This window comes from Sorangium sp. So ce295, from assembly GCF_051527405.1.
Lineage (GTDB): Bacteria > Myxococcota_A > Polyangia > Polyangiales > Polyangiaceae > Sorangium > Sorangium cellulosum_B.
In genome coordinates, this window is the sequence record NZ_CP150324.1 from 5,271,834 (window position 1) to 5,296,222 (window position 24,389).

Below are 24,389 nucleotides of genomic sequence, written 5' to 3' on the forward strand. Positions count from 1 at the left end.
GGTGCCTCGCGTGGAACCAGGGGAACGGCATGGGCTACGACGCTGAGCTCGCGCTGGCCGTCGACGCGGCGCGCCGCGCGGGCGCGCTCCTCCGCGCGGAGTTCCACCGCCCGGGCGGCCCACGCGGCGCCGGGACGAGCGCCGACGTCGACGTGGAGGTCGAGCTCCTGCTGCGCGACGCGCTCACCCGGGCCACCCCGTACGCGTTCCTGGGGGAGGAGACCGGCGCCCTGGACGGCGTGGACCCGTCGCACCGCTGGGTCGTCGATCCGCACGACGGCACCGCGTCCTTCCTGCACGGCTACCGCGGCGCCTCGGTCTCCATCGGCCTCCTCCGCGAGGGCACCCCGGTGCTGGGCGTCGTCTTCGCGTACGCCTACCCCGACGACGACGGTGATCTCATCGCCTGGGCCGAGGGCGCCGGGCCGATCCGGCGCAACGGCGCCGCCGTCTCGACGTCGCTCGCCGGCGGCGCGCTCGATCGCTACGCCGTCGTGCTGCTCTCGCAGTCGGCGGACTACCTCCCGGCCCGCAACGCCCGCTGCGTCGCCCCCGCGCGGTTCCTCGCCCTCCCGAGCCTCGCCTACCGGCTCGCCCTGGCCGCGGCCGGCGAGGGCGTCGCCGCGGTCTCGCTCAGCCGGCCCCGCAGCTGGGACTACGCCGCCGGGCACGCGCTCGTGCGCGCCGCGGGCGGCGAGCTCGTCGACGACGACGGCGCGCCCATCGCGTACACCGCGCAGGGCGACGGCGAGGTCTGCCGCCTCTTCGGCGGGGCCCCCGCGGTCGTGCGCGAGCTCGCGCGCCGCCCGTGGAACGCCGTCATCCACGGCCGCATCCCGCCGCCACAGGGCACGTACGGGCTCCTGCGCCCCTCGCGCAGCCTGCTCGTCGAGGGCGCTGGCACGCTCGCGCGCGCGCAGGGGTGCCTGCTCGGCCAGCTCGCGGGCGACGCGCTCGGCGCGCTCGTCGAGTTCCGCACCGCGGAGGTGATCGCGCCGCTCTACCCGGACGGCGTCCGCGACCTCGCCGACGGCGGGACGTGGGGCACGCTGGCCGGGCAGCCGACCGACGACTCCGAGATGGCGCTCATGCTCGCGCGCTCGATCGTCCGCAAGCGCGGCTTCGTCGCCGAGGCCGCGCTGGACGCCTACGTGCACTGGTACGGCTCCGGCCCGTTCGACATCGGCAACACCACGGCGGCCGCGCTCAGGGCCGCCGCGGGCGCGCCGCTGCCCGGCGCGCGCCGCGAGCGCGCCCGCGCCGCCGCGAGCCTGACGAGCGAGGCGAACGGCTCGGTGATGCGCGCGGCGCCGCTCGGCGTGCTCGGCGCGGGCCGCCCGCGGGAGGCCGCGGCCTGGGCGCGCGACGACAGCGCGCTCACGCACCCCCACCCGGTCTGCTGCGCCGCCTCCGCCGCGTTCGTCGCGGCCATCGCCGCGGCGGTGGGCGGCGCCGGCGTCGAGGGCGCCTGCGCCGCCGCCCTCGACGAGGCGCAGCGCAGCGGCGAGCGCGCGGTCGTCGCCGCGCTCACGGCCGCGCGCGGCGCCCCGCCCCGGAGCTTCTCGCACCAGGCCGGCTGGGTCCTCATCGCCCTGCAGAACGCCTTCTACCAGCTCCTCCACGCGCCCTCGCTCGAGCGGGGCCTCGTCGACACGGTGATGGCCGGCGGCGACACCGACACGAACGCCGCGATCGCCGGCGCGCTGCTCGGCGCGGCGCACGGCCGGGACGCCGTCCCGGACCGCTTCCGCCGCCTCGTGCTCAGCTGCCGCCCGCTCCCCGAGGCAGGGGCGAAGCACCGGCGTCCACCCGAGCTCTGGCCGGTCGACGCGATGCTCCTCGCCGAGGCGCTCCTCGCTGCCGGCCAGCGCGCGCAGCCCGACGAACGCGACTCGTCGGAGATCCTCTGAGCGCGAGGATAAAACATAATAAATTCAATAATTTGAATCCCGTTCGTGAGCCTCTTCAAGAGGATGAGGTTCTCCCCCGCGGCGCCGCGCGCCGGGCGCGCAGGCAGCGCTCCCGGAGCCTCGCTCGATCGGCAGGCAGGGACGCCGCTCAGCCGCCTGTCGGGCGCTCCAGGTGCCCGCCGAACTTGTGCCGCATCGCGGAGAGGACCTTCTCGGCGAAGGTGTGATCGTGGCGTGAGCGGAAGCGCGCGTAGAGCGCCGAGGACAGCACCTCTGCGGGGACGGCCTCCTCGATCGCCGCCATCACGGTCCAGCGGCCCTCGCCGGAGTCCTGCACGAAGCCGCTGTACCCGGCGAGCTCCGGGCTCTCGGCGAGGGCGATCGCGGTGAGGTCGAGCAGCCACGACCCCACCACGCTGCCTCGACGCCACACCTCGGCGATCTCGCCGAGGTCGAGCGCGTACCGGTGCTCCTCGGGCAGGCGCTCGCCCGCCGCGTTCTTGAGGATGTCGAACCCCTCCGCGTAGGCCTGCATCAGGCCGTACTCGATGCCGTTGTGGACCATCTTCACGAAGTGCCCGGCGCCGACCGGGCCGCAGTGCAGGTAGCCCTCCTCCGACGTGCTCTGCGCGCCGCCCTGGGCCTCCTGCCTGCCCGGCGTGCGCGGGATGTCCCCCGGCCCCGGCGCGAGCGTGCGCAGGATCGGCTGCACCAGGGCGAACGCCTCGGGGGCGCCGCCCACCATGAGGCAGTAGCCGCGCTCGATCCCCCACACGCCGCCGCTCGTGCCCACGTCGACGTAGCGGATGCCCTTCGGGGCGAGCGCCCTGGCGCGGCGGACGTCGTCCTTGAAGTAGGTGTTGCCCCCGTCGATGATCACGTCGCCGGCGCCGAGCAGCTCGCCGAGCTCCTCGACGACCCGCTCGGTCGGCGCGCCCGCGGGGAGCATGACCCAGACCACGCGCGGCGACGCGAGCTGCGCCACCGCGTCGCCCAGGGAGGAGGCCGTCGCCGCGCCCTCCTCGCCGAGCCGCTTCACGCTGTCCTGGTTCAGATCGAACGCGACGACCTCGTGGCCGCCGCGCATGAGCCGGCGCGCCATGTTGGCGCCCATCCTGCCGAGTCCGATCATCGCGAGCTTCATCCGTCACGCTCCTGTCTGGGATCGCGGGCGTATCACAGCGGGCGGCGCGCGGCGCGCGGCGCGCGGTCGACGCCGCTCCGGTCCGGGCGCTCCTCCTGCTGCGGCGGCTACCGGCACGCCGGCTATGCCTGCTGCCGGATCGCGCCCACCGCGTGCTCGAGCGCGCTCTTCAGCGTGCTGAACACCGGGATCCCGTCGAGGCTGCCGCCGGACTCCAGGATGCGCCCGACCATCGCCGTCGGGACGCCGGAGACGATGCACCGGCTGCCGAGCAGCCTCGTCGCCGCGAAGATCCGCAGCAGGTGATCGATGGTCGAGGCGTCCGTCGCCTGCGCGCCGGTGAGGTCCACGATCATGAAGCGGGCGCCGTGCCGGACGACCGCGTCGAGCACCTCTTCCATCATGCGGGCCGCCCTCGCGCTGTCGATCGTGCCGATCACGGGCAGCGTGAGCACGCCGTCCCACACCTGGATGATCGGCGTCGACATCTCGAGCATCGCCTCGTGCGCCGCGCGGACCCGGTCGAGCTGCAGGCGCAGCTCGATCTGGACCCGCTCGAGCTCGTCGTTCTGCTCGCGCAGCTGCGCGCTCGCGGCGGCGAGGTCGAGCGAGTTCTTGAGCGTCGTGTACGTGGCCCCGACGTACAGCGCGTACGTGGTCGCGCTCGCCAGCGCCTTCCGGTCGATCTGGCGCTGGTCTTCCAGGGCGAAGAGCATCGTGCCGATGGTCTTCTTGTAGACCTGGATCGGCACATGGAAGACGACGTCGGGGTCGTCCGCGAGGAGCCACGCGCGCGCGCGATCCGACTCGCGCGCCTCGTCCCACGGCCCCCTGAACCAGGCGGGGCGCTGCGCCTCCAGCGCCGCGACCATCCAGGCGTCCACGACGACGCCGCCGCCCTCGGGCGCCCCGTACAGGAAGGTGCCGCGCTCGTACCTGGCCGCGATCCTGGCGCCGCCGCCGTCGTTGGCGAGCACGACGCAGAGACGCTGGGACGGGACGATCCAGCGCGCGCTCGCGCAGACCTCTTCCCACAGCGACCGCAGGTCCGGCTGGTTGGCGAGCTTGAGGAGGATCTCGTTCAGGACGCCGAGGACGATCCATCCGCCGCCGCCGGCTTCGAGGGGCTGGCCAGGCTCTGGCGTCAGCATCAGCGATCGGCGTCGAGCGGGCGGCCCGCGGCGTAGGTCCGTGGTTCGATGGCGCGCGCGGAGGCCGCTGTCATGACGCTCTCCCCGGGTCGCTCCCGCGCCGTCGTCGACGCGAGCAACGGGCTCGGGACCAGATCGAATCTCGGCACGGTGAACACTCCTCGCGCTCAGCGCGCAGCCGCATCCTACCGCGCAATCCGCCCGCGGTGGAGGGCCTCTTGCCCGAGGCGGCGAGCTGGGCTCGCACCCCGCGCGCGGTCGCTGCATGCTACCGCTAGGGCATGAAGATCAAGGCACGTGACGGCAAGGTCTACGAGGTCGCGCCCGCTCCGCCCGGCGGCAGCCACGAGGTGCGGCTCGACGGCAAGGTGGTCGGTTCGTTCGTGCTCCTTCCCGACGAGACGCAGGTCACCGTGAAGAGCAAGCCCGCCACGGACGCGCTCCTCGTCGACATCGCCGATCGGTTCGTCGCCGAAGGCGGCGCCCCCATGGGGATCAGCTGATCCTTCGCCCTCCCGGCCCGCGGCCGAACCGCCGGGCCTGCTCGCCACGCCCCGGCCCCGCGCGAGCGCACAGACCCGCCGCAGGACCCCAGGACGTTGAATGCCGCCGCGCCAGCGTGATATGCACGGGCCGGTTTCTCGGGTCCAGACGCGCTGTCGAACAGGAGTCCACATGGCCGACCAACATGGTGAGCGCTGTCCCAAGGCGCCGCGAGGCGATCACAAGTACGAGGACGTCATCCTCGCGGCGGACAACGGCAAGCTCTACTACCTGCGCCGGGAGGACTACATCCGGCCCGAGAACGAGCTGACCGCGGAGAACTGCGGGCACTGTTACGACCGGGCGATGGAGCTCCTCAAGCAGGGCGTCGCGCTGGGCTGGATCCGGCCCCGGCCGGGCAACCAGGCCTGCTACCTGGTCAACCTGGCGAGCCTGCGCCGCGTGACGCCGTTCGAGCCAGCGACGTGGAAACAGGAGGGGCCGGACCCCATGCAGGACCTCCTGGCGGCCTCCGAGTGGGCCGACCAGGCGGCCACCCACGCCACGGCGGCCGCCCTGGCGCGCGAGCTTGGCGAGCCGGGCGAAGCCCTGATCGCGGCCAAGCAGACGCTCCATGCCGCGGAGCAGAGCGTCAAGGACGCGCAGGCGGCCATCGAGCACCTCGTCTCGGGCGACAAGGGCAAGTGAGCGCGGCAGCGGGCCCCTCGTCGGAGCGGGCCGCGGCCCGCGCCGCCAAGGGGTTCCGGGAGGGCACGCACCGGCTCGTCCCGCCCGCCGAGACCATCGCGCGCGTCGCGCCGCACCTGTCCGCGTTCGGCATCACCCGGGTGGCCGACGTCACCGGCCTCGATGTCATCGGCCTGCCCGTCGTCATGGTCTGCCGGCCCAACGCAGCCTCGCTCGCGGTCTCCCAGGGCAAGGGGCTCACGCTCGACGCGGCGCGGGCCTCGGGCCTCATGGAGTCGATCGAGTCCTACCACGCCGAGCACGTCGACCTGCCGCTCCGGCTCGCGAGCCACCGGGATCTCGCGCGCGCCGCTGCCGTCGTCGACGTCTCCGCGCTGCCGCGCCTCTCGGTCGGCGCCGCCCGCGAGCACCACCGGGTGCTCTGGATCGAGGGGCGCGATCTCCTCCGCGACGAGGCCGTGTGGGTCCCTTATGAAATGGTGCACACGAACTACACCCTGCCGCTGCCGGCGGGCAGCGGCTCGTTCGTGATGAGCTCGAACGGCCTCGCCTCGGGCAATCACCTGCTCGAGGCCGTGAGCCACGGCATCTGCGAGGTCGTCGAGCGCGACGCGACCACGCTCTTCCGCGCCGGCGGCGAGGCCGAGATCCCTGGCTCCCGGCTCGATCTCGCCACGATCGACGACCCCGGGTGCCGCCACGTCCTCGACCTCTATGAGGCCGCCGGCGTCGCCGTGGGCGTCTGGGAGACCACGAGCGACGTCGGCCTCCCCGCGTTCCTCTGCCTGATCGTCGATCGCGCGCCCGATCCGTTCCGCCGCCTCTACGCGACCGAGGGGATGGGCTGTCACCCGAGCCGGAGCGTCGCGCTGCTCCGGGCGCTCACCGAGGCCGCGCAGAGCCGGCTCACGTTCATCGCCGGCTCCCGCGACGACGGCGACCGCAATCGCTTCGAACGGGCACGCCACGCCGACGCCATCCAGCGCGCCCGCGAGCAGATCGCCGACGTCCGCGGCCCGCTCCGCGGCTTCCACGACGTCCCGTCGATCGAGGGCGAGACGTTCGACGACGACATCGCCGCGGAGCTCGCGTGCCTCCGGCGCGCGGGCGTCGAGCGCGTCGTCGTCGTCGATGTGAGCAAGCCCGGGCTCGGCATCTCCGTCGTCCGGGTGATCATCCCGGGCCTGGAGTCGATCGACGACGTCCCCGGCTTCGTCCCGGGGCCCCGGGCCCGGGCGCGCGCGGCCGCACGCGCGGCGGCCGCGGCGAGGAGCGGGGCCGCCGCGTGAGCGTCATCGTCTTCACGGGCCCCACGCTCTCGGCCGCGGACGGCGCAGCGCTGCTCGACGGCGCCGTGTTCCTGCCGCCGGTCGCGCAGGGCGACGTGTACCGGGCCACGCTCGAGAAGCCGTGGGCCATCGGGATCGTCGATGGCTACTTCGAGCGCCTGCCCTCGGTCTGGCACAAGGAGATCCTCTGGGCCATGGCGCACGGCGTCCACGTCTTCGGCAGCGCCAGCATGGGCGCGCTGCGGGCCGCCGAGCTCCACCCGTTCGGCATGACCGGCGTCGGCGCCGTGTTCGAGGCGTTCCAGAGCGGGGCGCTGACCGACGACGACGAGGTCGCGATCGCCCACGCCGCCGCCGAGGACGGCTTCCGGCCGCTCTCCGACGCGATGGTGAACATCCGCGCCACGCTCGCCGCCGCGGTCGCGGCGTCGATCCTCCGGGAGGAGACCGCCGCGGGGCTCATCTCGCTGGCCAAGCGTACGTTCTACGCGCAGCGGAGCTTCGCGCGGCTGCTCGCGGAGGGCGCCGCGGTCGGCGCGAGCCCCGAGGAGCTCGACGCCCTCCGGCGCTTCTTGCCGGACGGGCGCGTGGATCAGAAGCGGCGCGACGCCGTCGCGATGCTGGAGGCCATCGCGGCGCTGCGCGCGCGCGACCCCGGCCCGCTGAGGGTGACGTTCCACTTCGCCTATACCGACGTCTGGGACCAGGCGTGCCGGCGCGCCGGCCGTGGCAGCGTGGCCGCCACGCAGGGCGCCCGCGCCGGGGACGCGCCGGGCCCGCGCCCGGGCGCCGAGCCGGCCGCAGCGCGATCGCGGCGCGCGCAGGGCGGGCTGCAGCCGGAGCTGCTCCTCGACGAGCTCCGGCTGGAAGGGCCGCTCTCCTATACGAACGCCGTCCAGGGGGCCCTCGCGCGGGCGCTCGCCCTGAGCGAGGCGCGGCGCCACGGGGTCGAGGTCCCCGTCGAGCTCTTCGAGGAGATCCTCGCGCAGGTCCGGCGGGAGCGGGGGCTGCTCACGCCGGAGAGCACGCTCGCCTGGCTCACGGAGCAGGCGCTCGACGTCGAGGGCCTCACGCTGCTCGTCCAGCGGGAGGCGCGCCTCCGGTGGGCGCAGGCCGTGTTCGGGATCGAGGTGGAGCGGCTCCTGGTCGACCACCTGCGCATGACGGGCCGCTACGGCGAGCTCGCCGCGCGGGCCCTTCACAAGCAGGAGGTCCTCTCCGCGGCGGGCGTCGAGGCGCCCGCGCTCGAGGACCTCGGCCTGACGCGGCAAGCGCTGCTGGAGTGGTATTTCACCGATATCGCCCGCCGCCCGCTCCCGGCCTACCTCGACGGTTACGCGGCCGCGCTGGGGCTCGACGATCAGGACGAGCTGCTCCTCGTCCTCGCCCGCGAGTACGAGCACCGGCGGCGCGGCGAAAGGCCGACGGCCGACGGCTGACCGCTCACGCGCGCGGGCGCCCGAGCGACCGCGCGGCGTACGCGCGGAGCGGCGTCAGCGCGATGGGCAGCGCCGACAGGACCGGGCCCATGTCGATGACCTTGCCCTCCACGCAGTGGAGCATCAGCGCGTCGAACGACTGCGCCAGCGAGTCCACGCCGCGCTTCGGGTCCCGCGCCGCGGCGCGGCGCTCCCGCAGATCGGCCTCGCCGACGCGCTCGACGGAGAAGGCGCGGCCGGTCAGCTCCTCGAACACCGCGATCACCTGGTTGTGGCTGAGCGCCTCCGGGCCACCCAGCTCGAGGGAGCGGCCCAGCGCCCGCGGGTTGTCGATGCAGGCGATCGCCGCGTCGGCCACGTCGCCGAGCGCGATCCAGCTGATCGGGCCGTCTCCGCTGCCGTAGATGCGCGCCTTGGCCGCCTCCACGTCGAACCCGAGCGCCGGGCTCAGCCAGATCTCCATGAAGTAGGTGGGCTGCAGGATCGTGAAGGGCAGGCCGCTCGCCCGGAGCTCCCGTTCCACCGCGCGCTTCGCGTCCTGCAGGGGGAACTCGTCGGCGATCTCCGGGAACGAGATGTAGATGAAGTGCTCGACGGACGCCGCCTTCGCCGCGGCGACCAGCGCGAGCGAGCCGTCCCGGTCCACGCTCTCGATCGAGTCGCCTTCTTGCCGCGACAGCGTCGAGCTGGCCGTCTCGATCACGACCCTGACCCCCTGGCACGCCCGATCGAGCGACGTGCGGTCCTTCAGATCGCCGCGCACGAGCTCGACCCCCATCTCCCGAAGCCGGGCCACCTTCGCCGGGTCCGATCCCTCCCGGTAGAGACCTCGCACCGGGCGCCCGGCCTCGCGGAGACGCCGGCAGACTTCTGCACCCAGAACCCCTGTTGCCCCGACGATCAGGATCATCGCTCCTCCTCTCGCTCGCAGGCCCGCAGCATAGGCCGAACGGAGGGTCAGCGGGCGCGCTCGCTGCGTCAGAGGTAACCGTGCTCCCGGGCGGAGGCGACGAGCGCCTCGAGGACAGCCCGGCTCAGCTCGGGCGGCCCGCCGCCGCGGGCCACGGCGACGACCCGATCGAGCCGCTCATCGAGCGCGCCCGGGAAGCGGTGCTGCTTCACGTCGTGGAGCGCCTCGGCCTGCTCCACGGCCGCGGCGAGGCGATCGCGCTCGAGGTGCACCGCGAGGAGCACGAGGCGCGCTGTCCACTCGAACGGGAACGGCGTCGCCAGCTCCGTCCAGGAGTGCAGGGCGGCCCCGGCGCGGCGCACGATCTCCTCCTCCGGCTCGCCCTCGGACCACGCGCACCAGGCCAGGTGGGCCTCGGCGGCCCCCATGTAGTCGCGCATGTGCCCCAGAGCGGCGACCTCCAGGCTCCGCAGCGCCATGGACCGCACCTCCGCGCGCTGGCGGCGCAGCCGGCGGATCATCGTCCTGTAGGTGAGCGCGCGCGACTGCACGATCACGTTGCCCATCCGCTCTGCGGCGCTCAGCGAGCTCACGAGGTACGCCTCGGCGGTGTCGAGCGCGCCGTGCCAAAGGTTGACGAAGCCGCCCGAGAAGTGCGCGGACGCGATGAGCTGCGGATCGCCCGTGGCCTCGCTGGCCGCGATGTACGAGCGGACGTGCCGCACCGCGAGCTCCGAGGCCTGGTACCGCTCGCTGCGGATCTGCATCAGCATGAGGCCGTAGAAGAACTGCGCCTGCCGGACGGGCCCCGCGTACCGCTCGACCATCGGCTGGATCGCCTCCACCTGCGCCCTCAGCGCGTCGAGCTGGCCCATGAAGTAGTAGACCTCGAGCCGGTCGATCTTCGCCTGCATCCACTCGTGCCACCACGCCTCGGAGCGGCTCGCGGTGGGCTCGTCGGGGCCGAGGCTCGCGTCGGCCTCGGCGTAGGCGGCGAGCGCCTGCCCGTGCTGGAGGTGCGTCGCCCAGGTCTTGCCGCGCTTGCGGTGCAGCCGGGCTCGGTCCACCCGCGCGGCCTGGTCGAGCCGCGAGAGCGCCTCGACGTAGGCCCGCCGCGCGTCGTCCTGCTTGCCCGTGATGGCGAGCACGTCGCCGATCCGCTCCTCGAGGGTCGCGCGCCGCGCGTCGTCGTCCACGGCCGGCGCTCCCGGCGCCTCCGCGCGCCGGCTTACCTCGGCGATCGCCGCGCGGTAGAGCGCGATCGCGTCGCTGTTCGCGTAGACGGAGCGCGCGCGATCGCCGGCCTCTGTCAGGTGGGCGATGGCCTTGTCGTGCACCCCGGCCCTCGAGAAGTGGTGCGCGAGCACCGGGGCGCGGTCGGCGGCGCCCTCGGAGAGGGTCGCCTCGATCCGCTCGGCGGCGCGCCGGTGCAGCTCGCGCAGGCGCCCCTCCGGGATCTGCTTGTAGGCAATCTCCCGGATCTTGTCGTGAACGAAGCGGAGCCGCCCCTCGCCGGCCTCCTCGAAGATCTGGCGCACGCGGAGCTCCCGGAGCGCCTCCATCCACGCCTCCTCGCCGATGCCGGCCGTGCCGAGGAGCAGCGCGCCGTCGAGCTCGCGGCCGAGCACCGCGGCGATCTGCGCGAGCTCCGCGCTGGCCGGGTGCAAGGCGAGCAGGCGCCGCCGGATCAGGCTCTCCAGCGAGCGCGGCATCGGCATCGCCATCGCCTGCTCGAGCGCCTCCGTCTGCCACGCGCCCGTCGCGTCGCGGGCGAGGAGCCCCGCGTCGATCGCCATGTGCAGGTACTCGGCGATGAAGAAGGGATTGCCGGCCGAGTGCCGGAACAGCACCTCGTCGAAGTGCCTGGGCGACTCGGGCAGCGCTAGCATCTCGCGGGCCATGGCGCCGGCGCTCGTCTGAGAGAGCCGGCCGAGCTCCACGCTGACGACCTCCGGGGCACGCGCGATCGCGTCGAGCTCGGGGCGCAGCTCGTCCATCCTGTAGGCGCCGAGGACGAGCACGCCCGCGGCCTTCAGGGAGCCGGCGGACAGCTCGGCCAGGAGGTCGAGCGACAGCTCGTCGGCCCACTGCAGATCGTCGAGCAGGAGGAGGAGCGGCGCGGCCTCGGCCATGGCGAACAGGACCTCGCGCATGCACCGGAAGAGCCGCGCGCGCGCGGCCTGCGCGGGCAGCGGCGGCAGCGGCGGGCGCTGCTTGGCGTAGGGGAGGTCGGCCAGGGACGCCTCGTAGGGCTCGAGCGCCTTGCCGCGCTCGCCGAAGATGCGCTCGGTCTCCGCTGTCCCGAGGGCGCGGCAGCGATCGGCGGCCTCGATCAGGCACGACCGGAACAGGTGCAGCGGCGCGGCCTTGACGGCGCCGTCGTCGGCGCCGATCGCCACGCAGCGCCCGGTCATGACCGCGGCGCCGCGCGCCTTGGCGTCGCGCGCGACCTCCATGATGAGGCGCGTCTTGCCGGCGCCGCTCTCGCCGCCCACGAGCACCTTGCCTCCGCGCCGGCGGTCGACGAGCGCGTCGACCTCCCGCCCCAGACGGCGCAGCGTCGCGTCGCGACCGGTCAGCTGGGGCCGGTACAGGTACGGCGATGGCCGGGGCAGCGGCACCGGATCGTGCGGGTCGGCGCCGAGCGCCTCGAGCGCGCGCGCCACGTCTTCCGCGTAGCCCAGGCGGTCGCGTGGCTCCTTCGCGAGCAGCCGGAGGATGAGCGCGTCGAGCTCCGGCGGGACATGGGGCGCGAGGCTGGAGGGCGGCTGCGGCGCGGCCTTGAGGTGGTACCGGCCGAGCTCCGAGTCGGGGATCCCAGGGAACGGCGTGGTGCCGGTGAGGCACTGGTAGAGGATGCAGCCGAGCGCGTAGAGATCGGAGCGCGCGTCGGTCAGCTTGCCCAGGATCTGCTCGGGCGCCATGTACGCGAGCGTCCCCATGACCTCCCGGTCGACCGCGAGCTCCTCGCGGCCCTCTGCGCCGCCGAAGCTCCCCGCGATGCCGAGATCCACGAGCACGGGCAGGTCGCCGTCGCGCAGGAAGACGTTGGCCGGCTTGAGATCGCGGTGCACGAGCCCCTGGCCGTGGAGGTACGCGAGGGGCGCGCAGAGCCGGCGGAGCAGCGTGAGCAGGGGGCGGATCGCGTCGCGCGGCGCCAGCGAGCGCGGGGCGGCGCTCGCGGGCTGCGAAGCGGGCGCGCTCACCGGCGCCGTCTCGGCGGATCGCACCTCGTGCCAGATCTCCTGGATGCAGGTCTGGAGGGTACGGCCTTCGAGGAGCTCCATGGCGTACCAGGGCAGCCCCTCCGAGACGCCCTGGTCCACGATCCGCACGATGCCGGGGTGGCGGAGGCGGCCCAGCGCGTAGATCTCGCGCCGGATGCTCGCGATGGTGAGCTCGCTCGCGCTGAAGATGGTCTTGATCGCCGCCGTCTGGCCCGTCTCTGCGTGCTTGCCGCGGTAGACGACGCCCATCCCTCCTTGCCCGAGCTTCCCGAGCAGCCGGTAAGGGCCAAACTGCGTGCTCGGCGCGGCCCTGGAGCTCGGCGGGGCGTGGCCTGCGAAGCGGGTCGCTTCGTCCGCCGAGGCGGGCGAGCGCGTCTCGGCGGCGACCGCGATGCGCACGCGGCGGACGGTGCTCTGATCGCTCGCGGCGCCGGTGGTACCCTGACGGTGCTCCTCCCCGGGCGCACCGGCGTGGCCTGTCGCGGGCGCGGTGTCCTGCAGCCTGGGCGGCGGCGGCGTACGGCTCGCCGTCTCCTCGTCCCCGCCGAGCGACGGTGGCTGCTGCTTTGGGTCGACCATGGGATCAGGTCCGATGAGACACGTCGGACATGTCGTGGATCCGCCTCGGGTGCCGTCTGGCGCGATGGTACACGAGGGCCGTCCAGTGTCGCTAGGCGTGAGCGCGCGGCGGGTGAGGCCGAAGGCGGCCGCGATGCGGGATGTGAAGGAGCTCGAAGGCCGCGATGAGATGCTGCAGGAGCTGCTCGACTCGCTGTCGATCGAACGGCGGCTGGCCGGGCTGATGCGGGAGAGTGGTTGACCGGGCGGTGCGCTGCTCGAGCGGCGTTCGCCACCCGTTCACGGCGCGCTCGCCAGCCTCACCTCGCGGAGGACCTCTGCGGGGCTGAAGCAGGCGACGGCGGGCGACGCCCCCTTGACGCGCTCCCGCAGTCTCGCCGCGAGCGCCTCGGCGCGGGCCGCGTCCGGCGCGCTCGCGCCCAGCATGCGCTGGCCGCGATGGCTGTACTCGATGAAGCGGTATTTCGAGCCGTCGGCCCACCCCGAGAGCGCGTCGCGGGTCGCGGGATAGTCGTAGTCCGGGGGCGCTGACTTGCTCACGGCGAAGAGGATCACGAACGGCGACGCGCAGATCGAGGAGAGCGCGGCCGGCGGCGCGCTCGCGGCCCCGGCGTCCTGCGCCGCCGGGGCGCCCGCGTCGGGGCCTGCCGCGCCCGGCGCATCCGAGGGAAAGGAGAGCTTCCCCGGACGAGACGACAGGATCACGGAGCGCACGTTGGACGTCGATCCCGCGAGGTACACCACGTCGGCGCTCGCGGCGGCCATCCCGGTGGAGGAGAGCCCCTGGCCTTTGGGGAACGTCGCGCGCGTATAGACCCCCTCCTTGTTCCAGCGGAACAGCTCCACCCCATCGCCTTCACCGAGCAGGATCCAGAGCGAACCATCGGCGGCGAGCGAGGCGTCCGTGACCGGCTTGCTCGAGGGGAGCGAGAGCGGCACGGCGGTCGCCCCGGCCTCCGCCACGTCGATGCGCGCGAGGGCGCTCGCCGCCTCGAAGCGCGCGACGACGTAGCGATCGCGCTCGGTGGCGAGCACCATGGCGTGGAGCAGCTTGCCGTCCCAGGTGGGCAGGGGGATCACCGCGGAGTCGGCGCGACCGGGCGCCCAGCGCTCGACCGCGAGCCGGTCGCTCTGGTCGCAATCGCGGCCGACCACGAGCACCTCGCCGTCCGGCAGGGCCGCCATCGCCTCGGCCCGGACGCGGACGGGGCACTTCGCTCCCGCGGCCCGCCGCGGCAGATCTGCCCCGCCGGGCTGGGCGAGCGAGAACTGGTCGCCCGACAGCACGAGCGTGCGGCCCTGCGTCCAGGCCGTGGCCGCGACGGGGAGCGGCGACTCGACGAACCGGTCGCCCTGCTTCCGGTAGAGCGGGCTGGCGAAGTTGTTCAGGCGCGCGCCGTCCGAGAACAACCCGTCCACGCGGATCCACACGTCGGAGGGCCACCGGCCCACGATGGACACGATATCGACGTCCGAGGCCATGAAAGGCAGCTCGGACGTGGAGGCGCCGAGGCGCAGGCTATACGGCGGAATGCCGTCTTCCTCCGTCAGCTTGCCGTCCGCGAGCGCGTAGATCGAGGTGCCTTTGAGCGTGACGAGCACGCGATCGCGCAGCGGGTGCAGATAGAACGGGCGGGGAACGTCGGACGGCAGCTGATTCCACGGCACGATCTCGGCGACCTCTCGGACGTCCTCCGCGACGACGTGCAGCGCGACGGTGGTGTCGGCGATGCGCGCGGGCGGCGGGGCGGCGACCGGGGCTGAGCCGGGCTGCGATGACGCCGGAGCGGACGCCGACGGGGCTCTACCGGCAGGTGGGGTCTGTGCACGGCGAAGCCAGCTGCATCAAGAGTCTTGGAGACATCGCGCTGAGCCGTTCGCAGCACGATGAGGCGAGGGCGCGATACCAGGAGGCGCTGCCTCTCTACCGGCAGGTGGGGTCTGTACGCGGCGAAGCCGACTGCATCAAGCGCCTTGGAGAGATCGCGCAAGCCCACAGCGCTGCCAGCACAGCCCGTGCTCGCTACGAGGAAGCCCTCGCGCTGTACCAGCGCATACCGGAGCCCTGCTCGATCGGCCGGACCCATCATCGTCTGGCGACCATCGCGCCCGACTCTGCCATCCGACGCCGGCACGTCGAGGCCGCGCGCACCGCATGGCAAAGCATCGATCGGAACGACCTGATCGCCCGTTTGGACCAAGACTTCCGCTCCTGAGCTCTCGCGACGCCGCACGGTCCGGTCCTCCGGGATCGAGCGCACCAGCGGGGACTCCTCGCTTGCGAAGCTTCCGGCGCGCTGGCGGCGCGGATAGTTGGCCCCGCTTGCCCAGTCCGTTAGAGACGCCCCATGGGCTCGACCCGGACGGCCTGGCACGCGCTGTTCGCGGCTCGGCTCGTCCAGCGGGGCCGACGCCGCTTCGAAGTGCGGCGCGAGGTGCCGCTGTCGACCGAGCCGCTGCGCGCCTCCTACCTGCTCCAGCGCGCGGACGCGGGCTCGACCGAGCCGCAGGTCGCGCCCGCCTGGTCCGGACCATCCCCGATCGACCCGGACATCGCCCGCCCTCCTGGCCCTACGGCGCGTCGAGCTCCGCGCCGGCCTCCAGGTCTCGATGGGGCACGAGCAGCCGCCGCACGATCTCCGTCTTCCGCGGATCCCGTTTGCTGATCATGCCCGACACGCGGACCGCGTAGGTCTGCAGCGCCTCGATCACACCTCGGCGAATTTTCCTGACCGCGGTCTCCTCCCCAGCAAGGCCCTCGCGGCGGTCACCTCGTTCGTGGCCAGCGCCTGGGCGGACGGCGCGTTCAGCTTTGGGAGCTGCACCAGATCAACGGCGGAGAAGGTCCTTCTCCTGCCTGCCTCTCGTCCTGGCCAAATCGCAGCGAACGCCGATGTTTGCCCGATCGTAACGCTATATCCCAGCCGCCGGTTGCGCGCCAGCGTCCCGGCCGTACCCACGCGCCCGCCGCTCGCCGCGGAGCGCCGTAAGAAATCGACAATGCGGCAAGCCGCCTGAACGCCCGAAACGTCCCTCGAAACCGGCATCATCACCACCGGCGTCACCACGAACGCGGACGGCGATGGTGTCGAGGCGCTGCCCGGCCGCCCGCCCCCGACGAGTTGACCGCCCGATGCGTAACCCGCGTCGCGTACCCCGCCGTTCACCCCACGGCGCGTATCCCGCTGTTCACTGCGCGGCGTGTACCCCGTTGTTCACTGCGCGTCGTGTACCCCGCTGTTCACGCCACAGCGCGTATCCCGCCGTTCACCCCATGGCGCGTATCCCGCTGTTCACTGCGCGTCGTGTACCCCGCTGTTCACTGCGCGACACGCAACACGTTACACGCGACACATGCACGCGCGCGCACACCAGCGAACCAAAAACCTCTCAGGGTCATTGTATGTTGTCCAAACTAAGAATATAAGAAGAATCATGCGATACTTCCATACGAGCGCTGCTAGCGCATGCCTCTCTCTTCTCGTGCTCGCAGGGATCCCCGGGACGGCGTTGGGGGCACCGACAGCGATCACCTTCACCGTCAACCACGCCGATTGCGGCGCCGGCGCGTTCTCGCTGTACCTGAATGGGGTCCACCTCGACACGGTCGCGAGCACCAACGGCTGCGATTGCAATTCAGAGACGCTCCAGAGGACGTTCACCGAGCCCGACGTCCTCGCCCTCTACAATCCCGCGGCGTGCAATGACCTCCAGGTCGATGTCGTCGGCGGCGGGTCGATGGCCGTCGGCTTCGCCCGCGTGTACGTCGAGGCGACCGAAGGCGCCTCGCTCCTCTGCCTGTACGATGCGGTCTCCGGCCCCATCCCCTGCGCGGATCGCGACGTCTGCGACGGCTACGAGCTCGGGCTGTCGTCGCTCTCGAGCGACGACGGCGACGACATCGCGCCGGGCCTGGGCGCGGCCTGCGACAACTGCGCCAACCACGACAACCCGGACCAGGCCGACGCGGACGGAGACGGGATCGGCGACGCCTGCGATCCGTGTCCGCTCGGCGATGGCGACGGCGATACGTTCTGTGATGCGACCGACAATTGCGCGAGCGTCGCCAACTGGGACCAGACCGACAGCGATCTCGACGGGATCGGCGACGCCTGCGACAATTGCCCCGCCGCCGCGAATCCAGACCAGCTCGACAGCGATGCTGACGGCCTCGGGGACGCATGCAAAGACGTGTGCGTCACCCTGCAGCGAGGCGCCTTCGGCGCGGTCGAGGACGCCGATATCTGGGAGGCCTTCCCCCGCTACAGCGACGGCCACATCCCTTACAACTACTCGGGCGACTCCAACGGCGCGCGCAAGCAGGCGCTCTACCGGTTCGGGCTCGACGGCATCCCCGCCGGGGCCACCGTCACGTCGGCAGAGTTCGGCGTCGTCGCCTTCGGATCGAGCGACCAGACCGTCCGCGCTCACCGGATCACCGCGCCGTGGGGCGAAGACACCGTGACCTGGCAGAGCTTCGCCGCGGGCTACGACAAAACCACCGCGGCGGAGCTCACCTATGTCAGCCCCTATGCCATGAGCGCCGATCTGACCGGGCTCGTCCAGGCGTGGGTCGACGGCACGACACCGAACTACGGCTTCCTCGTCGAGGAAGGGCCGAAGGGGCGCACGTCGTACCGCTCGAGCGATCACCCCTTCCAGAGCGACCGCCCCTGGCTCGAGGTCTGTTATCTCGCCCGCTGATCCATTCCGCGCGGCCGCCCCTCCGCCCCATCCTCCAGACCACACGACTGCTCCTCGGCGCTCTGATCCACCCCGCGCGGCCGCTCCTCCGCCCCGTCGTCCGCCGGGTAGGGCTGCCCGAGCGCGGCGGGAGGCGTCGCGTCGAACGCGCGCAGGAGCGGGCGGCGCGCGGCCCTCGGCAGCAGCGCGGAGGCGCGCTCCAGGAGCCCGCTCGAGGTGAGCCCGAGGACCGCGATCATCAGCGCGAACGGCGCCACGCTGAAGACCTGCGTCGGCACCGATGGCAGAGCGCTCTGGCCGAGGCTCGCCGCCGACGAGAGCACGCCGAAGAGGTACGCGCCGAGCGCCGCCCGCACCGGGTGGAAGCCGCCGAAGATCACGATCGCCAGCGCGATCCAGCCGTAACCCGCCGTGTGGCGGTGGCTCCATCCCGCCTTGAAATCGAGCGAGTACGCCGCGCCGGCGATGCCCACGAGCGCCCCGCCCACGAGCGTCGCCGCCGTGCGCACCCGCGTCACATGCGCCCCGCGCGCGTGCGCCGCCGCCGGCTGCTCGCCCACCGCGCGGAGGAGGAGCCCCGCGCGCGTGCGATACAGGAAGAGCCACGCGCAGGCGACGAGGACGTAGCTGCCATACACCAGGGGATCGCTCCGGAACAGCAGCGGCCCCACGAGCGGCACGTCCCGCAGCACCGGGATCGACGCCGCCGGCACCGTCGGCCCGGGGACGCGCACGTACGGGCCGCCGAGCACCGACGAGAGATCCGCGCAGAGCATCGCCAGGACGAAGCCGACCGCGATCTGGGAGCGGCCGAGGTAGATCCCGCCGATCGCCACGACGAGCGCGACGAGCGCCCCGGTCGCGGCAGCGGCGGCGAAGCCGGCGAGGACGCTCCCGGTCGACAGCGCGGCCGCGAAGCCGACCATCGCCGAGAGCATCATCGCTCCCTCGGCCGAGAGGTTGATGACCCCGGCCCGCTCGGTCAGCGTCTCGCCGACCGCCGCGTAGACGAGCGGCGTCGACGCCGCGAGCGCGGTCGCGAGCAGCGAGAGGAGCTCGGCGCCGCCGTCGCTCATGAGGGCTGCTCCTTCCATCCGAGGCGTCCTTCCATCAGGCCTGCCCCCATCGGCCTCGTCCTCTTCGGGCCTCGTGCCATCACGCCACCTCCGGCCGGCCGCCGCCGCGCGCCGCCCGGGGGGAGAGGAGCGCGAACAGGACGAGCGCGCCCTGGAGCACGCCCGACAGCGAGGACTCCAGCCCGAGGGTCATCGGGAGCTCCAGGCTGCCGACGTTGAGCGCGCTGAAGAACAGGGCGATCGGCGCGACGAGCGCGGCGCGCCGCCCGGCGAGCATCACCACGAGCAGCGAGAGGAAGCCGAGGTTGCTCGAGATGCTCGGGATGAGCCGGTGGAACGTGCCGAGCACCTGCAGCGCGCCGGCGACGCCGGCGAGCGCGCCGGAGACCGCGAACGCGAGGAGCACCTGCCGCGCCGCGAGCACGCCGAGCACCTCCGCGGCCGGCGGGCTCAGCCCCACCGCCCGCAGCCGGAGCCCGAGGTGGGTCCGCCCGAGCACGACCGCCGTCCCGAGGAGCGAGAGGACCCCGAGCAGGAGCGCTGCGGGGCTGAGATCGGTGCCGCCCAGCGTGGAGAGCCGGAGCGCGCCGTCGAGCGGCTCGGTGCCGGCCATGGACGCGACGCCAGGGCGCTTCCACGGGCCGAAGACGAGGTACAGGACCAGCCCCTGGGCCACGAAGTTCATGCCGAGGCCCGCGAAGATCTCGCTCACCCGGACCCGCGTGTGCAGCGCGCCCGTGAGGGCGCCCCAGAGCACCCCGCCGATCGCGCCCGCGCCGACGCAGAGAGCGACCACGGCGCCCGCCGGGAGGTGCGGCCACAGGGCGCGCGCCGCGCCCGTGGCGCAGACGGCGCCCAGGACGAGCTGCCCCTCGACGCCGAGGTGGTAGAGCCCGGCGCGAAACGTGAAGAGCAGGCCGCTCCCGCAGAGGAGCAGCGGCGCCAGCGTGACAAGCACCCGCGCGGCGCGATCCGTGGAGCCGAACGCGCCCTGCCACAGGCCCGCGGCCACCGCCGCCGGCGAGGCGCCGAGGAGCGCGCAGAGGCCCGCCACGAGCGCGAACGCCAGGGCGAGCGGCGCGAGGCGAAGGAGGAGGGCTACGGCCCCGCGGCGCGGCGCGCGGCGCGCGGCGGGCTCGGACGGGGCGCTCGGTTCGGCGCTCATCGGTCGGACCCCGCAGGCGCCGGGGGCGGCGCAGGTGCACAAGGCGCCGAGGGCAGGGCGGCGCCGTCGAGCTCGCCGCCGATCATCCGCCCGAGCCGGTCCAGCGTGAGGTCGGCGACGCCGACGGGCGGCGAGACGCGCCCGCCGCTGAACACGAGGATTCGATCGCTGTAGCGCATCAGCTCGTCGAGATCGGACGACGCGAACAGGAGCGCCGCGCCGGCATGGCACCGCGCGAGGAGCTGCTCCCAGACCCAGCGCGCCGACGCGATGTCGAGCCCCCGGGTCGGCTGCTCCAGGAGGAGCAGCGCGAGGCCCGCGGGGAGGAGCGCGAGCTGGGTGCGCTGCTGGTTGCCGCCGGAGAGCCGCTCGACGGGCGTGTCGGGCCGGCCCCGGATCCGGAGCGCCTCGATCGCCCGCTCGGCGGCGCGCCGGATCTCCCGCGGGCGCAGGAAGAGCCCGGGCCGCGGCGCGCGCAGCGCGACGTGCTCCTCGATGGAGAGGCCCGCGATGAGGCCCTCGCGACGGCGATCCGCGGGCAGGTAGCCCACGCCGGCGCGCAGGAAGGCCGGGTAGGGGCGGCCGGTCAGGTCGGCCCCGCCCACGACGACGCGTCCCCGCCGCGCCCGGAGCAGCCCCGCGCACGCGCGCAGCAGGAGGCGCTGGCCGCTCCCCTCGAGGCCCGCGAGCCCGATCACCTCGCCGCGGCGGACGGCCAGGTGGGCGATGCGCACGTCGAGCCGGTGATCGCCGAACGCCACGCCCTCGAGGGCGAGCGCCGCGCCGCCATCCGGCTCCGCGCCGCCGCTCGGCTCGGGCAGGCGCTCCAGGGGCGCGAGCGCCGCGCCTTCCTCAGGGGATCGCTCCTGAGGCGCACGCGCCTCGCCGAACATCAGCGCGACGAGGCGATCGGCCCCGGCCGGCATCTCCGCCTCTCCCGCCACCTTGCCGTGCCGCAGCACCGTCACGCGATCGCAGAGCGCCTCGACGTCCGAGAGCTTGTGCGACACGAGGACGATCGCCTTGCCGTCCGCCTTGAGCCGCCGCAGCGCGGCGAACAGGGCCTCCTGCTGCGCCCCGGAGATCCCCGTCGTGGGCTCGTCCAGGAGCAGCGCGCGGACGCCCAGCGAGAGGAGCCGCAAGAGCTCGATCTGCTGGCGCTCCCCGAGGGTGAGCCGGGCGACGTGCTCGTCCGGGTCGACGGAGAAGCCGAAGCGCGCCGCGAGCGCGAGCAGCTCCTCGCGCGCCGCGCGCCGGGGAAGGAAGACGCCCGCGGCGCGGCCGCGGCTGGAGAGCAGCGACCGCGTGCCGCCGCCCGCGCCGGGCCGGGCGACCAGGTAGCTCTCCAGGACGGTGAGCGGCGGGAAATCGAGCGGCTCCTGGTGGAGCACGCCGACGCCGGCGGCGAGCGCGTCCGCCGGGCTCGCGAGCGCCACCGGGCGGCCGTCGAAGAGCAATCGGCCCGCGTCCGGGCGGAGGAGCCCGCCCAGGATGCGGAGGAGCGTGCTCTTGCCGGCGCCGTTCTCGCCGAGCAGCCCGTGGACGGCGCCCGCCTGGATCGTCAGCGACACGCCGTCGTTGGCCTTGACCGGGCCGAACCGCTTCGCGACGCGCTCGATCTCGATCCGCATGGATCACCGCCCGGAGACGGCTACTTGCTCGGCCCGGTGATCCCCCGGACCAGCTGCGGCAGATACCAGATCTGCTGGGGCGTCGCGGCCTCGCCGTCCTTCAGGAACTCGGTGCCGTCCTGGAACTTGAGCGGCCCCTTGAAGAGGTCGAGCCCGTTGGCGAGCTCGATGACGAACGCGCCGAGCGGCGCCTGCGCCTCTCCCAGCGCGGCGCCGGGCCCGAAGCCGACGACCGACGACTCGCCGTTCAGGTCGCGGAAGTCCGGCCCTTGCCAGACGAACTCGCTCGCGTACTTGCCCGCGCGCGCCTTCTCGATCGCGTCGCGGTAGAGCGGCGCCCAGTTGTAGTACGCCACGCCGAGGCAGCTCTCCGGCGCCAGGTCGCAGCCGGCCCTGTGGTCGTAATGGACGTACTTGACCTTCTTGCCCGCGCCGCTCGCCTTCTTGGCCTGCAGCGCGGCCTCGGGCGTGTCGAGCCCGGTCATCAGCACGTCGAAGCCGCCGCCGATGAAGTCGTCCGACACCTTGGTGGGGTCGAGGGTGACGCCCGGGATGTTGAACCAGAAGCCGATCCACGTGACCTTGAACGTGAGGTCCTCGGGCTTCTTCTTCTGGTACTTCTCCCAGCAGTACCGCGCGCCGAGGTACGCCGCGGTGACCAGCCGGCGGGTCTCGTCGTTCACGAGCGGGCCGACATACCCGATCTTCCCCGTCTCGGTGCCGAGCGCCGCGGCGCACCCGGCGACGTGCTGGGCCGTCTCGATACGCCCCATGAGGTTGCCCAGGTTGGGCTGGGGCTTGTGGTTCTTGCCCTCCTTCCAGGCGTAATCGCCGGAGATATGGATGACCGTGACCTCCGGGTGCTTGCGCGCGGTCTCGAGGGCGTCGTCCTTGTAATCGTCGGAGTTGTAGACGACGAACCGCGCGCCCCGGGAGATGAGATCGTCCGCGACCTGGGAACCTTTCACGTTCGGACGGTCGGCCGGGTTCACCTTGTCGACATACTCGAAGCCGACGTCCGGCATCTTGGCGAGCACCGACCGGATGCCGTCGTGATGGGCCTGGTTCCACCCTTTGTCGTTGTAGGGGCCGACCAGCACCATGCCGACCTTGTATGCGGCGGCCGGCGCCGCGGGCGCAGCGCTCGCCGGCGCCGCGGCGCTGGGGCCGGAGGTCTTCTCCGACGGCGGGCTCGTGCTCGTCGAGGAGCCCTGGCACGCGCCGGCCAGCAGCGACAGCGCGATGGTGAGGACGGCGGGCGAGCGGACAGCGAGGGACGCGGGCGACTTCGGCGAGCGAGGTGTCACCGAGGCATCGTGGGCGGGAATGTCGGAGGGTGTCAAGAACCGCCGAGACGGACGACGCCGAGCGCAGGTGCCGGGCGTCGCCCGCGTTTCACTGCGGTATCACGATCACGTCTTCGCAGGTGAAGTCGACCCCCAGGGCCGCTTCGGGGTCCGACTGGATCGTGGCGCACGTGCTGTCGCAGAGCACGATCTGGGTCGGGTTCGCGGCGCTGTCGTAACGCCAGGCGTTCTCGCTCGCGCACTCCTGGTCGTAGGAGAGCGCCGTCGGGTTACCTCCGCCGCTCTGGTACGTCACGCGGACCCGCTGCGCGTCGAAGCTCCGCCCGTCGGGAGCGGGCGGGATCTCGACGGTGCAGGAGACCGCGGCGCCGCGGATCGCGTCGATCGCCGCCTTGAAGGCGGCCGAGGTCGCCCCGGGATTGCCCGTGTCGATCAGGTAGGCTTGCTCCGTCCCGCCCGCGTCGGCGATGTCGTGCAGGTTGTCGAGGTCGTGCGGCGCGTCCTCGATCGGGGGATTGTCGACGCCGATGACGTACGTCGGGACGCCGTCCGCGAGCGCGCCGGCCGCGGCGTCTGACACGCCCTGGATCCTGTTGGCCTCCGTGCCGCAGCCCGCAGGATAACCGTCCGTGACGAGGACGATGGCGTACCTGCCAGGCGTGGCCCGCCGCTGTGCCTCGACGAACGAGATCGTCCCCTGCATGACGAACAGCGTCGGCGTGCCGCCGCGCCAGTCGGCGCCGGGCGCCGGCGTGACGGCGTCGATCGCCTCGGCGAAGCGCGCAGAGGGCAGCGCCGTCATCGGGACCTCCGGTGTCTCGTAGGTGTCGGCGGCGCACTTCTCGTCGCGGTCCTCGTCCTCGCTCGGAAAGAACCTGAGCGACGCGTTGATGCCCTCGGAGAGGGGATCACCGAAGAACTGTTTCGTCGCCGCAACGACCGGCTCCCACTTGAGCTCCCTGTCATACCAGGGCTCGTCGCCCATGCCCATGCTGCCGGACACGTCGAACGCGAAGGCGAGGTACACGGGCTGGAGGTCGGCGCTGGCCGACTGGGTGGCGCACGCCCCGCCTTGGCCCGAGGAACTGCCGTTGCTCGAGGAGCCGCCTTGCCCCGAGGAGCCGCTTGCGCCCGGACCACCCGATCCGAAATCGCCGCTCGTGCTCTGGGAGCTCCCCTGGCCAGAGCCCCCGCTCCCCGGGCCGCCGCTCTGCGAGCTCCCGTCGCCGTCGCTGGCACCATTGCCCCCACATCCAACGCCAATCGCACCCACTGTCAGCAACGCAATGGCCATCGTGGGCAATCTCATAAGTCGAACCCTCCATGAAGCGCGGCCGGGCGCGGGTCGCCGGCGCCAAAGCCGTCGATTCTGCGTGAGACACCCGGAGCAGACACGGCCTTGAAGCTCGCTCCCGGTGCTCGCCATCCGGGAAGCATAGCTGACCAACATGGCAGCCGGACGACGCACGGATCAGAAATGCTGCTTTCCGCCAACGCGGTCCGGCAATGGGTTGCCGCGGCCCAGCATTCCTCGAAGTGTGGTCTCCTCTCTCACCACAGCTCGGTGCGCGACGCCCGGTGTATGGAAGGGGCTGAGAGCGCCGGCTCTGGTGGGCAACGTTGTCGACCAGGCGGACCTTGGCGCCGAACGAGAACGGCGCCGCGC

Annotated in this window: 19 protein-coding genes and 1 pseudogene; 7 read left to right on the forward strand and 13 right to left on the reverse strand. The window is 73.1% G+C overall.

The annotated features are described in order from the left end of the window. The first annotated feature begins 29 nt into the window (after nt 1-29). Nucleotides 30-1,910 carry an inositol monophosphatase family protein gene (locus tag WMF11_RS19870; protein ID WP_437978583.1) on the forward strand — a complete coding sequence of 627 codons (1,881 nt, stop codon included), beginning with the start codon at nt 30-32 and terminating at the stop codon, nt 1,908-1,910. Nucleotides 1,911-2,058: 148 nt separating this feature from the next. On the opposite strand, the gene gnd is transcribed toward WMF11_RS19870, so the two are convergent. The 3 genes from gnd to WMF11_RS19885 form a co-directional block, all read right to left on the reverse strand. Further along, on the reverse strand, nt 2,059-3,054 hold the full coding sequence (gnd, locus tag WMF11_RS19875) for a phosphogluconate dehydrogenase (NAD(+)-dependent, decarboxylating) (protein ID WP_437553810.1): 996 nt from the start codon (nt 3,052-3,054) through the stop codon (nt 2,059-2,061). A 122-nt stretch (nt 3,055-3,176) separates the two neighbouring features. Then, nucleotides 3,177-4,205, reverse strand: a complete 1,029-nt coding sequence (locus tag WMF11_RS19880; protein ID WP_437978584.1) for an STAS domain-containing protein — start codon at nt 4,203-4,205, stop codon at nt 3,177-3,179. After that, nucleotides 4,205-4,354 (reverse strand): hypothetical protein, encoded by a 150-nt coding sequence (locus tag WMF11_RS19885; RefSeq protein ID WP_437553814.1) that lies wholly within the window; start codon nt 4,352-4,354, stop codon nt 4,205-4,207. Before WMF11_RS19885 ends, WMF11_RS19880 begins: the two co-directional genes overlap by 1 nt. Before the next feature lie 132 nt (nt 4,355-4,486). On the opposite strand from WMF11_RS19885, the gene WMF11_RS19890 reads away from it, so the two are divergent. The 4 genes from WMF11_RS19890 to WMF11_RS19905 all read left to right on the forward strand — a co-directional run bounded on the left by WMF11_RS19890 (nt 4,487) and on the right by WMF11_RS19905 (nt 8,124). Continuing rightward, the gene (locus WMF11_RS19890) at nt 4,487-4,708 is read left to right on the forward strand and encodes a hypothetical protein (protein ID WP_012236178.1); all 222 of its coding nucleotides are present in this window, start codon (nt 4,487-4,489) and stop codon (nt 4,706-4,708) included. A 172-nt stretch (nt 4,709-4,880) separates the two neighbouring features. Next, nucleotides 4,881-5,396, forward strand: a complete 516-nt coding sequence (locus WMF11_RS19895) for a hypothetical protein (protein WP_437909964.1) — start codon at nt 4,881-4,883, stop codon at nt 5,394-5,396. After that, nucleotides 5,393-6,685, forward strand: coding sequence for a YcaO-like family protein (locus WMF11_RS19900; RefSeq protein WP_437978585.1), 1,293 nt, complete (start codon nt 5,393-5,395; stop codon nt 6,683-6,685). Before WMF11_RS19895 ends, WMF11_RS19900 begins: the two co-directional genes overlap by 4 nt. Next, nucleotides 6,682-8,124 (forward strand): TfuA-like protein, encoded by a 1,443-nt coding sequence (locus WMF11_RS19905; protein WP_437978586.1) that lies wholly within the window; start codon nt 6,682-6,684, stop codon nt 8,122-8,124. The genes WMF11_RS19900 and WMF11_RS19905 overlap by 4 nt, the downstream gene beginning before the upstream one ends. A 4-nt stretch (nt 8,125-8,128) precedes the next feature. On the opposite strand, the gene WMF11_RS19910 is transcribed toward WMF11_RS19905, so the two are convergent. From WMF11_RS19910 to WMF11_RS19920, 3 genes are all read right to left on the reverse strand, one after another. Then, entirely contained in the window at nt 8,129-9,034 is a 906-nt protein-coding gene (locus tag WMF11_RS19910) for an SDR family oxidoreductase (RefSeq protein ID WP_437909968.1), read from the reverse strand. A gap of 68 nt (nt 9,035-9,102) precedes the next feature. Next, nucleotides 9,103-12,840 (reverse strand): serine/threonine-protein kinase, encoded by a 3,738-nt coding sequence (locus tag WMF11_RS19915; protein WP_437978587.1) that lies wholly within the window; start codon nt 12,838-12,840, stop codon nt 9,103-9,105. 279 nt (nt 12,841-13,119) lie between these two features. After that, nucleotides 13,120-14,508: a hypothetical protein gene (locus WMF11_RS19920; protein ID WP_437978588.1), complete on the reverse strand. Its 1,389-nt coding sequence runs from the start codon at nt 14,506-14,508 to the stop codon at nt 13,120-13,122. Between the two features lie 107 nt (nt 14,509-14,615). On the opposite strand from WMF11_RS19920, the gene WMF11_RS19925 reads away from it, so the two are divergent. After that, on the forward strand, nt 14,616-15,056 hold the full coding sequence (locus WMF11_RS19925) for a tetratricopeptide repeat protein (protein ID WP_437978589.1): 441 nt from the start codon (nt 14,616-14,618) through the stop codon (nt 15,054-15,056). A 355-nt stretch (nt 15,057-15,411) separates the two neighbouring features. On the opposite strand, the gene WMF11_RS19930 is transcribed toward WMF11_RS19925, so the two are convergent. Continuing rightward, nucleotides 15,412-15,552 (reverse strand): hypothetical protein, encoded by a 141-nt coding sequence (locus WMF11_RS19930; protein ID WP_437978590.1) that lies wholly within the window; start codon nt 15,550-15,552, stop codon nt 15,412-15,414. A gap of 798 nt (nt 15,553-16,350) precedes the next feature. Between WMF11_RS19930 and WMF11_RS19935 the strand changes: the two genes are divergently transcribed. Continuing rightward, nucleotides 16,351-17,544: a DNRLRE domain-containing protein gene (locus WMF11_RS19935; RefSeq protein WP_437978591.1), complete on the forward strand. Its 1,194-nt coding sequence runs from the start codon at nt 16,351-16,353 to the stop codon at nt 17,542-17,544. On the opposite strand, the gene WMF11_RS19940 is transcribed toward WMF11_RS19935, so the two are convergent. From WMF11_RS19940 to WMF11_RS19965, 6 genes and pseudogenes are all read right to left on the reverse strand, one after another. Then, nucleotides 17,529-18,620 carry an ABC transporter permease gene (locus tag WMF11_RS19940; RefSeq protein WP_437978592.1) on the reverse strand — a complete coding sequence of 364 codons (1,092 nt, stop codon included), beginning with the start codon at nt 18,618-18,620 and terminating at the stop codon, nt 17,529-17,531. The two genes, WMF11_RS19935 and WMF11_RS19940, sit on opposite strands and share 16 nt — an antisense overlap. Before the next feature lie 79 nt (nt 18,621-18,699). After that, nucleotides 18,700-19,785 (reverse strand): ABC transporter permease, encoded by a 1,086-nt coding sequence (locus tag WMF11_RS19945; RefSeq protein WP_437978593.1) that lies wholly within the window; start codon nt 19,783-19,785, stop codon nt 18,700-18,702. After that, nucleotides 19,782-20,711, reverse strand: a complete 930-nt coding sequence (locus WMF11_RS19950; RefSeq protein WP_437979326.1) for an ATP-binding cassette domain-containing protein — start codon at nt 20,709-20,711, stop codon at nt 19,782-19,784. Before WMF11_RS19950 ends, WMF11_RS19945 begins: the two co-directional genes overlap by 4 nt. 174 nt (nt 20,712-20,885) lie before the next feature. Beyond that, a pseudogene (locus WMF11_RS19955) lies at nt 20,886-21,353 on the reverse strand (ATP-binding cassette domain-containing protein); the annotation flags it as partial. A gap of 83 nt (nt 21,354-21,436) precedes the next feature. Continuing rightward, nucleotides 21,437-22,723: a BMP family lipoprotein gene (locus WMF11_RS19960; protein WP_437909981.1), complete on the reverse strand. Its 1,287-nt coding sequence runs from the start codon at nt 22,721-22,723 to the stop codon at nt 21,437-21,439. Between the two features lie 88 nt (nt 22,724-22,811). After that, nucleotides 22,812-23,750 carry a vWA domain-containing protein gene (locus WMF11_RS19965; protein WP_437978594.1) on the reverse strand — a complete coding sequence of 313 codons (939 nt, stop codon included), beginning with the start codon at nt 23,748-23,750 and terminating at the stop codon, nt 22,812-22,814. Nucleotides 23,751-24,389 lie beyond the last annotated feature (639 nt).

Bases quoted from the DNA above. Each gene is read 5' to 3' on its own strand.
- WMF11_RS19870 (WP_437978583.1), top strand. From the start codon at position 30: ATGGGCTACGACGCTGAGCTCGCGCTGGCCGTCGACGCGGCGCGCCGC.
- gnd (WP_437553810.1), bottom strand. From the start codon at position 3,054: ATGAAGCTCGCGATGATCGGACTCGGCAGGATGGGCGCCAACATGGCG.
- WMF11_RS19880 (WP_437978584.1), bottom strand. From the start codon at position 4,205: ATGCTGACGCCAGAGCCTGGCCAGCCCCTCGAAGCCGGCGGCGGCGGA.
- WMF11_RS19890 (WP_012236178.1), top strand. From the start codon at position 4,487: ATGAAGATCAAGGCACGTGACGGCAAGGTCTACGAGGTCGCGCCCGCT.
- WMF11_RS19895 (WP_437909964.1), top strand. From the start codon at position 4,881: ATGGCCGACCAACATGGTGAGCGCTGTCCCAAGGCGCCGCGAGGCGAT.
- WMF11_RS19910 (WP_437909968.1), bottom strand. From the start codon at position 9,034: ATGATCCTGATCGTCGGGGCAACAGGGGTTCTGGGTGCAGAAGTCTGC.
- WMF11_RS19915 (WP_437978587.1), bottom strand. From the start codon at position 12,840: ATGGTCGACCCAAAGCAGCAGCCACCGTCGCTCGGCGGGGACGAGGAG.
- WMF11_RS19925 (WP_437978589.1), top strand. From the start codon at position 14,616: ATGACGCCGGAGCGGACGCCGACGGGGCTCTACCGGCAGGTGGGGTCT.
- WMF11_RS19940 (WP_437978592.1), bottom strand. From the start codon at position 18,620: ATGAGCGACGGCGGCGCCGAGCTCCTCTCGCTGCTCGCGACCGCGCTC.
- WMF11_RS19945 (WP_437978593.1), bottom strand. From the start codon at position 19,785: ATGAGCGCCGAACCGAGCGCCCCGTCCGAGCCCGCCGCGCGCCGCGCG.
- WMF11_RS19950 (WP_437979326.1), bottom strand. From the start codon at position 20,711: ATGCCGGCCGGGGCCGATCGCCTCGTCGCGCTGATGTTCGGCGAGGCG.